Annotated in this window: 8 protein-coding genes; 2 read left to right on the top strand and 6 right to left on the bottom strand. The window is 57.6% G+C overall.

The window, feature by feature from the left end:
* Nucleotides 1-24 precede the first annotated feature (24 nt).
* Complete coding sequence (locus tag HCH49_RS00200) at nt 25-447, top strand: DoxX family protein (RefSeq protein WP_029741147.1); 423 nt, start codon at nt 25-27, stop codon at nt 445-447.
* 54 nt (nt 448-501) lie between these two features.
* Here the strand turns inward: HCH49_RS00200 and glyA are convergent, their stop codons facing one another.
* Nucleotides 502-1755, bottom strand: a complete 1254-nt coding sequence (gene glyA / locus HCH49_RS00195) for a serine hydroxymethyltransferase (RefSeq protein ID WP_008502165.1) — start codon at nt 1753-1755, stop codon at nt 502-504.
* A 304-nt stretch (nt 1756-2059) separates the two neighbouring features.
* Between glyA and hmpA the strand changes: the two genes are divergently transcribed.
* Nucleotides 2060-3250: an NO-inducible flavohemoprotein gene (gene hmpA, locus HCH49_RS00190; protein ID WP_221701960.1), complete on the top strand. Its 1191-nt coding sequence runs from the start codon at nt 2060-2062 to the stop codon at nt 3248-3250.
* Between the two features lie 79 nt (nt 3251-3329).
* Here the strand turns inward: hmpA and glnB are convergent, their stop codons facing one another.
* From glnB to purL, 5 genes are all read right to left on the bottom strand, one after another.
* Nucleotides 3330-3668 carry a nitrogen regulatory protein P-II gene (glnB, locus tag HCH49_RS00185; RefSeq protein ID WP_003860685.1) on the bottom strand — a complete coding sequence of 113 codons (339 nt, stop codon included), beginning with the start codon at nt 3666-3668 and terminating at the stop codon, nt 3330-3332.
* A 65-nt stretch (nt 3669-3733) separates the two neighbouring features.
* Entirely contained in the window at nt 3734-5071 is a 1338-nt protein-coding gene (gene glrR / locus HCH49_RS00180) for a two-component system response regulator GlrR (protein WP_023308835.1), read from the bottom strand.
* Nucleotides 5058-5795, bottom strand: a complete 738-nt coding sequence (gene qseG / locus HCH49_RS00175) for a two-component system QseEF-associated lipoprotein QseG (RefSeq protein ID WP_033146230.1) — start codon at nt 5793-5795, stop codon at nt 5058-5060. Before qseG ends, glrR begins: the two co-directional genes overlap by 14 nt.
* Before the next feature lies 1 nt (nt 5796).
* Nucleotides 5797-7224 carry a two component system sensor histidine kinase QseE/GlrK gene (qseE, locus tag HCH49_RS00170; protein WP_221701959.1) on the bottom strand — a complete coding sequence of 476 codons (1428 nt, stop codon included), beginning with the start codon at nt 7222-7224 and terminating at the stop codon, nt 5797-5799.
* Nucleotides 7225-7758: 534 nt separating this feature from the next.
* Nucleotides 7759-11646 carry a phosphoribosylformylglycinamidine synthase gene (gene purL / locus HCH49_RS00165; protein WP_033146232.1) on the bottom strand — a complete coding sequence of 1296 codons (3888 nt, stop codon included), beginning with the start codon at nt 11644-11646 and terminating at the stop codon, nt 7759-7761.
* Nucleotides 11647-11890 lie beyond the last annotated feature (244 nt).

Here is an 11890-nt window from a genome sequence, read left to right as displayed (position 1 = left end):
TCCACTTGCAGAGGTTTTTCTGCCATGAACTCACTACGTTATTTCGATTTCGGTCAGTCACGTCACCTGCTGCTGCTGATTGGCCGCATCGCGCTTGTCGTGCTGTTTATCATCTTTGGCTATCCAAAACTGACGGGGTTTAGCGGCACCGTACAATATATGACCTCGCTGGGTACGCCGATGCCCATGCTGGCGGCTATTATTGCGGTGGTGATGGAAGTCCCTGCCGCTATCCTGATCGTGCTGGGCTTTTTCACCCGCCCGCTCGCGGTACTGTTTGTATTCTATACGCTGGGCACGGCGATTATCGGTCACCATTACTGGGATATGACCGGTGATGCGGTCGTGCCGAATATGATTAACTTCTATAAGAACGTCAGTATTGCTGGCGCCTTTATTTTGCTGGCGATTGTCGGACCTGGAGCCATTTCCCTCGACCGGCGTTAAGCCATAAAAAAAGGCCGCAAGCGCGGCCTTTTTTATTTCTGCCAGGCAGAGGAATTACGCGTATACCGGGAAGCGTGCGCAGATATCCAGAACTTTACCTTTGACGCGCTCGATAACCGCTTCGTCATTGATGTTGTCCAGAACGTCACACATCCAGCCAGCCAGCTCTTTCACTTCCGCTTCTTTGAAGCCGCGGCGAGTCACGGCCGGAGAACCGATACGGATACCGGAAGTCACGAACGGGCTCTTCGGATCGTTTGGCACGCTGTTTTTGTTCACGGTGATGTTGGCGCGGCCCAGGGCTGCGTCAGCTTCTTTACCGGTCAGGTTCTTATCAACCAGATCCAGCAGGAACAGGTGGTTTTCAGTACCGCCGGAGACCACTTTGTAGCCACGGTTCAGGAACACTTCCACCATCGCTTTGGCGTTCTTAGCAACCTGCTGCTGATAAACCTTGAATTCTGGCTCCATCGCTTCTTTCAGCGCTACCGCTTTAGCCGCGATAACGTGCATCAGCGGGCCGCCCTGCGCGCTTGGGAATACAGCGGAGTTCAGTTTTTTGTACAGCTCTTCGTCACCGCCTTTCGCCAGGATCAGGCCACCGCGTGGACCCGCCAGGGTTTTGTGGGTGGTGGTGGTCACAACGTGAGCGTGTGGAACCGGGTTCGGGTAAACGCCAGCGGCAATCAGACCCGCAACGTGCGCCATGTCGACGAACAGGTAAGCACCAATGCTGTCTGCGATTTCACGCATTTTTGCCCAGTCAACGATACCGGAGTAAGCAGAGAAGCCACCGATGATCATCTTCGGTTTGTGCTCTTTAGCCTGCTTCGCCATGTCTTCATAGTCAATTTTGCCGGACTCATCAATACCGTAAGGGATGATGTTGTACAGTTTGCCGGAGAAGTTAACCGGGGAGCCGTGAGTCAGGTGGCCGCCCTGCGCCAGGTTCATACCCAGAACGGTATCGCCCGGCTGCAGCAGCGCGGTGTAGACCGCGAAGTTAGCCTGAGAGCCAGAGTGCGGCTGCACGTTCGCGTAGTCAGCGCCAAAGAGTTCTTTCGCACGGTCGATAGCCAGCTGCTCAACGATATCCACGTACTCGCAACCGCCGTAGTAGCGTTTGCCCGGGTAACCTTCAGCATATTTGTTAGTCAGCTGAGAACCCTGCGCCTGCATGACGCGCGGGCTGGTGTAGTTTTCGGAGGCGATCAGTTCGATGTGCTCTTCCTGACGTACTTTTTCCTGCTCCATAGCCTGCCACAGTTCGGCATCATAATCGGCAATGTTCATTTCACGCTTTAACATCCGCATCTCCTGACTCAGCTAACAAGTAAATTTTGGCCTGAAAAGGCAGTCCTGTTGGACGACGGGCAACAGTATAACTGATTAGTTCTGTGATAACAGGTCTTGACAAACGATTTTACGCAAACGTTTTCCTTCGCGCCACGCAAGGGTTTGAGGAATAAAGCTCTCGCCCTTTCCAGCGGATTTCTTTTCAGGTTTGTGATGCATATTTTTCATCTTGCAAAGAACCATTTACAACGCAGGGGTATTTTTTATAAGATGCATTTAAAATACATCATTAAAGTCACATCGGAAGGAAGCTGCCATGCTCGACGCTCAAACCATCGCTACCGTTAAAGCCACCATCCCCCTGCTGGTGGAAACCGGCCCTAAACTCACTGCCCATTTCTACGATCGCATGTTCACGCATAACCCGGAGCTCAAAGAAATTTTCAACATGAGCAACCAGCGTAACGGCGATCAGCGCGAAGCGCTTTTCAACGCCATCGCGGCCTACGCCAGCAATATTGAAAACCTGGCGGCACTGCTGCCCGCGGTGGAAAAAATCGCGCAGAAACACACCAGCTTCCAGATCCAGCCCGAGCAGTACAACATTGTGGGTAGCCACCTGCTGGCAACGCTGGACGAGATGTTCAGCCCGGGCCAGGAGGTGCTGGACGCGTGGGGTAAAGCCTACGGCGTGCTGGCAAACGTGTTTATCAACCGCGAAACGCAGATCTACAGCGAAAACGCCAGCAAGAACGGCGGCTGGGAAGGCACGCGCGCCTTCCGCATCGTTGAGAAAACGCCGCGCAGCGCGCTGATTACCAGCTTTGAATTTGAGCCGGTGGACGGACAGCCGGTTGCCGATTACCAGCCGGGCCAGTATCTGGGCGTGTGGCTGAAGCCTGAAGGTTTCCCGCATCAGGAGATCCGCCAGTATTCTCTTACCCGCAAGCCAAACGGCAAAGGCTATCGCATTGCGGTGAAGCGTGAGGACGGCGGTCAGGTCTCCAACTGGCTCCACAACGAAGCTAACGTGGGCGACGTGATCCATCTGGCCGCGCCGGCGGGCGATTTCTTCATGGCCATAGAAGCGAATACCCCGGTTACGCTGATCTCTGCGGGCGTCGGCCAAACGCCAATGCTGGCGATGCTCGATACGCTGGCGAAAGCCAATCACGGTGCGCAGGTCAACTGGTTCCACGCTGCGGATAACGGCGACGTGCACGCCTTTGCGGATGAAGTGAAAACGCTCGGGGCGTCCCTGCCGCGCTTCACCGCGCACACCTGGTATCGCCTGCCGACGGATGCAGACCGCGCGGCCGCACGGTTTGACACTGAAGGCCTGATGAATTTAAGCCAGATGGAAGGGGCGTTTAGCGCGCCAGACATGCAGTTCTACGTCTGCGGGCCGGTAGCGTTTATGCAGTATGCCGCCCAGCAGCTGGTGGATCTGGGCGTGAACAAAGACAACATTCACTACGAATGTTTCGGGCCGCATAAGGTGCTGTAATGAAAAAGCCCCTCGTTCGAGGGGCTTTTTTTTCGCCGGGTGGTTGCACCTTACCCGGCCTACAAAACCGTTGGTATTGTTAAATCGCGGCGTCGTCTTCTTCGCCGGTACGGATACGGATCACGCGCGCCACGTCAAAGACGAAGATTTTACCGTCGCCGATTTTGCCCGTCTGCGCGGTGCGGATAATGGTATCCACGCAGGTATCGACGATATCGTCGCTGACCACGATTTCAATTTTTACTTTCGGCAGAAAGTCGACCATGTATTCTGCGCCACGGTAAAGCTCGGTGTGGCCCTTCTGACGACCAAAACCTTTCACTTCCGTCACGGTCATCCCGGTGATGCCGACTTCCGCCAGCGCTTCACGCACGTCATCCAGTTTGAAAGGTTTAATAATCGCATCAATCTTTTTCATGGTGGGTCCTTAAACTCTTACCTGTAAGCTGCCTCGTAATCGATTGCTCACAGTATCATACGGCATTACTCTTTAAAATCGTTTGCTTCCAGCTCGTGGCGCGACAGCAGCTTGTAGAACTCGGTGCGGTTGCGTCCGGCCATGCGCGCCGCGTGGGTCACGTTGCCTTTGGTTATCTGCAATAGCTTGCGCAGATAGTTCAGCTCGAACTGATTCCGCGCTTCCGCAAACGTCGGCAGGGCCGTGTTTTCCCCTTCCAGCGCCTGCTCCACCAGCGCATCGCTGATCACCGGTGAGGAGGTCAGCGCCACGCACTGCTCAATCACGTTCACCAGCTGGCGCACGTTACCCGGCCAGCCTGCGGCCATCAGCCGCTTCATCGCGTCGGTGGAAAACGCGCGCACGAACGGTTTATGGCGATCGGCCGCCTGGCGCAAAAGATGGTTCGCCAGCAGCGGAATGTCTTCCGCGCGCTCCGCCAGCGCCGGGATCTTCAGATTCACCACGTTCAGACGGTAGTAGAGATCTTCGCGAAACTCGTTGCGCGCCATCACTTTTGGCAAGTCGCGGTGGGTGGCGGAAATAATGCGCACATTAATATCGATATCGCGGTTGCTGCCCAGCGGGCGAACTTTTCGCTCCTGCAACACGCGCAGCAGTTTGACCTGCAGCGGTGCGGGCATGTCGCCAATCTCGTCCAGGAACAGCGTGCCGCCTTCCGCGGCCTGGAACAGCCCTTCCCGGCTGCTCACCGCGCCGGTGAATGCGCCGCGGGCGTGTCCAAACAGTTCAGATTCGAGCAGCTGTTCCGGAAGCGCGCCGCAGTTAATGGCGATAAAGGCGTTTTTACTGCGCGGGCTGGCGTTATGGATCGCCTGCGCCAGGATCTCTTTCCCGGTTCCGCTCTGGCCGTTGATGAGCACGCTGACGTCGGACTGCGCCACCATCCGGGCCTGTTCAAGCAGACGCAGCATAATGGGGCTGCGGGTGACGATGGACTCCCGCCACGCTTCATCCCCCGCCGGGGCGGCATGTTCCAGCGCGCTGTCGATAGCCTTATACAGCGCGTCTTTGTCCACCGGCTTGGTCAGGAAGCTGAAGACCCCCTGCTGCGTCGCGGCAACCGCATCCGGGATCGACCCGTGCGCCGTCAGGATAATCACGGGCATACCCGGCTGCTGCTTCTGGATCTCCGCGAACAGCTGCAGGCCATCCATTTCGTCCATCCGCAGGTCGCTTATCACCAGATCGATTTTCTCGCGGCTGAGGATTTTTAGCCCTTCCAGCCCGCTTTCAGCGGTCACGACGCTGTAGCCTTCGCTCACCAGACGCATCCCCAGCAGCTTTAACAGCCCGGGATCGTCATCCACCAGTAAAAGATGGGCAGGTTTACGGCTCGTCATGCTTCACATCCTCTTGTTTCGGCGTATCGCTGTCCGGTGCAGCGGATGAGCTCCCCGGCTGATATTTACGCGACGAGAGCTGCCTTTCGATATCGGTCAGGTTTTCCAGCTTACGCGTCGTGGTATCCAGCTGCGTACGTAAATGTTGCTGCTGTTGACGCAGCGTATCAAGCTCGCTGTCGGTTGACTGCTGCAGCTTGCTGTAGCGGGAGCGCTCTTCAGACAGCTGAAGCTGTAATGTCTGCCCATCGCGCCAGAGCTGGTATACCGGGCGTACCTGCACGGGAAGATTGACCACGTACGTGTCCAGTCGGGTCACATTGACGCGACGTTCAACGGGGGTAATTTTCGCATCTGCGAGTAAAATCCCGCGCTTGAAAGCGTCCTGCCAGGTGTCGTCATCCAGCATCGCCGCCTTCGAGCGGGCGTCTACCGGCGCCAGACGCTGGGCGCAATCTATCCCACGCAGCCAGAACAGCGGGTTGCTTTCAACGTCATGTCCTGACAGGTTCCAGATGTCGTCACAGCGGGTTGAGAGGAAGTCTGCCAGCTGGTTATCGGGCCATTTATCTTCCTGTTTATCGCTAATGGCACTTTGTGGCGCATGGGAAACACACCCTGCCAGAAATAAACAGGGCAGGCTCAGGCGAAGCGTTTTGCTGGAAAACACCGCACGTACGGCGCGGAAAAAGACGTGTGACATACTCACCAGACATAGATTCATTTTATTGATTTTTCCGGCTCACGGGCAGTTCGATACGGAAGCAAACATCTGAACGTTCGTCCGCGGCAATGTTTAGCTCACCCTGCATGCGTCGTATGCAGTCCCGGGCGATGCTCAAGCCCAGACCGCTTCCTTTAACCGCGCCTTTCCGCTGATGACTTCCCTGGAAAAAGGGTTCGAAGATCATGGTTTTTTCGTCATCGGGGATCGGGGTGCCGGTGTTTGCGACGTCAATAAACACCCGTGAACCATTCGTATTACTTCGGATATAAATGTTACCGGATTCAGTACCATAGTGCACCGCATTGGAGTAAAGATTATCCAGAACGCTCATCAGCAGCATGGGTTCAGCCAGGCACGCAGGCGCATTCAGCTCGACGCCGGTATGCATCATTTTAGCTCTTGCTGGCAAGCTGTGGGCGGAGATCACCATATCCACCAGCGGCTCAATCTCAACGTTTTCCAGTTCAACCGCCCCGTCAGCCAGCTTGCGGTTGTAATCCAGCAGTTGCTCAATCAGCTTTTGCAGATTGCGGCTGCTGTTATCCAGGATCTCGACAATTTCTTTCTGTTCTGGCGTAAGGGGCCCGGCCACTTCGTCCGCCAGCAGCTCCGTCCCTTCGCGCATGCTGGCCAGCGGCGTTTTAAGCTCATGAGAGATATGACGCAGGAACTGATGGCGCTGTGATTCGAGCCACGCCAGGCGCTCGGACAGCCAGATAATGCGCTGGCCTACGGATCGCAGCTCGCGGGGACCTTTAAAGGCGACCGTATCCCCGAGCGATTTCCCCTCCCCCAGACGGTTGATCATACGCTGAATGCCCTTCACCGGGCCGATGATCATGCGGGTAAAGAGCAGTACCAGCCCGAGGCTCACCAGGAACAGCACCAGCGCCTGCCAGCCGAAAAACTGGCCGCGCTCGGCAATCTCCTGCTGGAGCTGCTGGCCGCGAGAGAAAATCACCGCGCGCGTAGACTGCACCATCTCGGTGTTGGCGCTGGCAAAAGCTTCGAGGCGCGCGGCGGCAACGGCATCCGGGCCGCTGTTGCTGCACTGCAGCTGCGCGAGATCGTTCAAATCCTGACGCAACGCCTGATAGAGCTTGTCATCAGGTAAGACCCCCGCGTGAGCGTCCAGCATTTCGCTGTAGCGTTTACGCTGGCTCTGATAAACCTTTTCCAGCGTCCGATCGTCAAGCACGCAATACTGACGATAGCTGCGCTCCATCTCCAAAGCGGCGTTGGTCATCGCTTCACTGCGTCTGGCGTCGATAAGCGTCGTACGGTTGGTCAAAGCCGCCTGCGCGCTCAACGCGTTCAGGCTTTGCCACGCCTGCCAGGCAAGGATCAGCAGCGGCAGCAGGATCAGCAGGAAGGCCATCATGACGAGCTGCCGCAGGGAGCGGGGGAAAACGGGCCAGCGTTTCAACGCATTACTCTCTTAATGGGGGTTTACGCAGAGCGTAACTGAGTCTGCCCTTCAGATACAACAAAGCCGGGTAAAAACCCGGCTTTGTCATGGAATGAGGCGGTGCCTAACTCGACGTTTCGCCCTGGCCTGATAAAGCATCGCTATGATCAGTAGTTGGACGGCAGGCACCTTTTTGTGCGTCATTCGAAGTTTATGTAGCGCGTCCCGAAGGGGCTGACATAAGAAGGTGAATGAGCCACTGGTTAATATTATGCAACACCCGTGCCAAAATGCAAAACAAAATATTAACACATTGAAATATATGGTTTTTACTCGTTTATCACGTTAATTATCGGTTGAATGATTTTCAGGCTAAGTGTCGCTATTCAGCAACACCTTAAGGGGAACCTTATCTGACATATATAAATCAAAGAGTTAAGTGTCTCCATTTGGAGACAGCCATGTTGCGGGTCTGTCGCGTAATTGCGACACAAATAAAAAAGCCCGGTCAAGCTTTCGCTTACCGGGCCTGGAAGGGGGTGGGGCTAAAACTTAACCCAGCTGCTTACGCGCGTTGCGGAAGATACGCATCCACGGGCTGTCCTCGCCCCAGTTTTCCGGGTGCCAGGAGTTGCTCACGGTACGGAATACGCGTTCCGGGTGCGGCATCATGATGGTCGCGCGACCGCTTTCGCTGGTCACTGCCGTAATACCGTTGGCGGAGCCGTTCGGGTTAGCCGGATAGGTTTCCGTCACCTTGCCGAAGTTATCGACAAAGCGCAGCGCTACCAGGCCTTTGCTCTCCAGCTGAGCCAGATGCGCAGCGTCGCGCACTTCTACCTGTCCTTCACCGTGGGAAACGGCGATTGGCATCTGTGAACCGACCATTCCCTGCAGCAGCAGAGACGGGCTTTGGGTCACTTCCACCAGGCTGAAGCGCGCCTCGAAGCGGTCAGACTGGTTGCGCACAAAGCGCGGCCAGGCTTCGCTGCCCGGGATCAGCTCGCGCAGGTTAGACATCATCTGGCAGCCGTTACACACGCCCAGCGCCAGGGTCTGCGGACGGTGGAAGAAGGTTTCGAACTCGTCGCGCACGCGGCTGTTGAACAGGATGGACTTCGCCCAGCCTTCGCCCGCGCCCAGCACGTCGCCGTAGGAGAAGCCGCCGCACGCCACCAGCGCCTGGAAATCTTCCAGACCGGTACGCCCGGCCAGCAGGTCGCTCATGTGGACGTCGATAGCGTCAAAGCCCGCGCGGTGGAAGGCGGCCGCCATCTCAACGTGGGAGTTGACGCCCTGCTCGCGCAGCACGGCCACTTTTGGACGCGCACCCGTCGCTATGTACGGCGCGGCGATGTCTTCGTTGATGTCGAAGGAGAGCTTCACGTTCAGGCCTGGATCCTGGTCATTCGCTTTCGCGTTATGCTCCTGATCGGCACATTCCGGGTTGTCACGCAGGCGCTGCATCTGCCAGGTGGTTTCTGCCCACCACATGCGCAGCGTGGTGCGGCTTTCGCTGAACACGGCGTGACCGTCTGCTTCAATGACGAAGCGGTCGCCCTGAACGGCTTTGCCCAGATAGTGCACGCAGTCTGCCAGACCATGCTTCGCCAGAATCGCTTCAACCGCGTCGCGATCTGCCGCACGCACCTGAATCACGGCGCCCAGCTCTTCGTTGAACAGCGCCGCCAGACGGTCTTCGCCCAGCGTCGCAATGTTCGCTTCCACGCCGCAGTGGCCGGTGAAGGCCATCTCTGCCAGGGTCACCAGCAGGCCACCGTCGGAACGGTCGTGGTAGGCCAGCAGCTTACGCTGCGCCACCAGCGCCTGAATCGCGTCGTAGAAGCCTTTCAGCTGCGCCACGTCACGCACGTCGGCTGGCTTATCGCCGAGCTGGCGGTAAACCTGCGCCAGCGCGGTAGCACCCAGCGCGTTGTGACCTTTACCCAAGTCAATCAGCAGCAGGGCGTTGTCTTCGGTCGCAAGCTGCGGCGTAACGGTGTGACGCACGTCTTCCACGCGGGCAAACGCGGTGATCACCAGCGACAGCGGAGAGGTCATCTCGCGCTGTTCGTTGCCTTCCTGCCAGCGGGTTTTCATCGACATGGAGTCTTTGCCCACCGGAATGGTCAGGCCGAGGGCAGGACACAGCTCCTCGCCCACCGCTTTCACGGCTTCATACAGGCCAGCATCTTCGCCAGGGTGGCCGGCAGCGGCCATCCAGTTGGCGGAGAGCTTGATACGTTTGATATCGCCAATCTGCGTCGCGGCGATGTTGGTCAGCGCTTCACCGACCGCCAGACGGGCAGAGGCCGCGAAGTCCAGCAGCGCCACCGGGGTGCGTTCGCCGAGAGCCATCGCTTCGCCGTAGTAGCTGTCGAGGCTCGCGGTGGTCACGGCGCAGTTCGCGACCGGGATCTGCCACGGGCCGACCATCTGGTCGCGCGATACCATACCGGTCACGGTGCGGTCGCCGATGGTCACCAGGAAAGTTTTCTCTGCCACAGCAGGCAGGTGCAGCACGCGGTTTACCGCTTCTGCCACGGTGATGCCCTGGCGATCGAGCGCTTTGCCGGCCGCTTTGCGGGTGGTTACGTCGCGGGTCATCTTCGGCGTTTTACCGAGCAGAACGTCGAGCGGCAGATCGATCGGCTGGTTGTCAAAGTGGGTGTCGCTTAAGGAAAGGTGCTGCTCTTCGGTCGCTTCACCGATGACGGCATACGGCGCGCGCTCGCGGCGGCACAGCTCGTCAAACAGCGGCAGCTGGTCGGCAGCAACCGCCAGCACGTAGCGCTCCTGGGATTCGTTACACCAGATTTCCAGCGGGCTCATGCCCGGCTCATCGCTCAGGATGTCGCGCAGGTTGAAGCGCCCGCCGCGGCCACCGTCGCTCACCAGCTCCGGCATGGCGTTGGACAGACCGCCCGCGCCCACGTCGTGGATGAAGAGGATCGGGTTGGCGTCGCCCAGCTGCCAGCAGCGGTCGATCACTTCCTGGCAGCGGCGCTCCATCTCAGGGTTGTCGCGCTGCACGGAGGCGAAGTCGAGATCCGCATCAGACTGGCCGGAGGCCATAGAAGAGGCTGCGCCGCCGCCCAGACCGATGTTCATCGCCGGGCCGCCCAGTACGATCAGCTTCGCGCCGACGACGATCTCGCCTTTCTGCACGTGATCGGCACGGATGTTGCCGATCCCGCCCGCCAGCATGATCGGCTTGTGGTAGCCGCGCAGCTCTTCGCCGTTGTGGCTGTCCACTTTCTCTTCATAGGTACGGAAGTAACCGTTCAGCGCCGGACGACCAAATTCGTTGTTAAACGCCGCGCCGCCCAGCGGGCCTTCGGTCATGATATCCAGGGCGGTCACGATGCGCTCTGGCTTGCCGAAATCTTCTTCCCACGGCTGCTCAAAGCCCGGGATACGCAGGTTGGAGACGGAGAAACCGACCAGACCCGCTTTAGGTTTAGCGCCACGACCGGTCGCACCTTCATCGCGGATTTCACCGCCGGAGCCGGTCGCCGCACCCGGCCACGGGGAGATCGCCGTCGGGTGGTTGTGGGTTTCCACTTTCATCAGGATATGCGCGGGCTCCTGATGGAAGTCATAGCGCCCTGCTTCGCGATCGGCGAAGAAGCGGCCCACCTCGGAACCTTCCATTACCGCGGCGTTGTCTTTATAGGCAGACAGCACGTGGTCAGGGGTTTGCTCCATGGTGTTTTTGATCATTTTGAACAGCGACTTCGGCTGCTGTTCGCCGTCAATAATCCAGTCGGCGTTGAAAATCTTGTGGCGGCAGTGCTCAGAGTTAGCCTGCGCGAACATGTAAAGTTCGATGTCGTTCGGGTTACGGTTGAGCTTAACAAACGCATCCTGCAGGTAGTCGATTTCGTCTTCTGCCAGCGCCAGGCCGAGACGCAGGTTGGCGTCAATCAGCGCCTGACGGCCCTGCCCCAGCAGGTCTACGCTCTGTACCGGCGCAGGCTGATGGTGAGAGAAAAGCTTCTGCGCGTCATCGAGAGAGGTAAATACGCTCTCCATCATGCGATCGTGCAGTTCAGCCGCAACCGCCTGCCACTGCGCGTCGCTCAGGGTAGAGGCTTCCACGTAGTACGCCACGCCGCGTTCCAGACGGTTAATCTGGTTCAGGCCACAGTTGTGGGCGATATCGGTGGCTTTGGAAGACCAGGGGGAGATGGTGCCCGGACGAGGCGTAGCAAGGATCAGTTTGCCGGTTGGCGTATGGCTGCTCAGGCTTGGACCATACTTGAGCAGGCGTTCCAGCTGTACGCGCTCCTCTGCATTCAGGGGGGCATTCAGGTCAGCAAAATGGACATACTCAGCGTAAATATTGCTTACCGGAAGGTCGGCCGCCTGAAAACGTGCCAGCAGTTTAGTGATACGGAAGGCAGACAGTGCAGGCGAACCACGCAGAATTTCCATCATAAGTCTCTCGTCTTCGAAGCGCCGGGGCGCTTACAGTGTGCGCAAGGGGGGAAAACGGGCGTCATTATAGAGAATCCTGAGCGCCGACGAAACCGTTTGCGTCGAAATAAAATTTGCACAGAGATTTAACAATAGATGTGACCTGTCTCTCTAATTGGTTGCCAAGTGGCGCAAGTTTACGCAAAATGCCGCTCATTCAATGGCAAACCTTATGATTAACATGGCTACAGCAGACTGAGGCAAC

The sequence above is a fragment of the Enterobacter sp. Y17 genome, from assembly GCF_019730495.1.
Classification (GTDB): domain Bacteria; phylum Pseudomonadota; class Gammaproteobacteria; order Enterobacterales; family Enterobacteriaceae; genus Enterobacter; species Enterobacter asburiae_B.
This window is presented reverse-complemented; position numbering and strand designations above follow the sequence as displayed.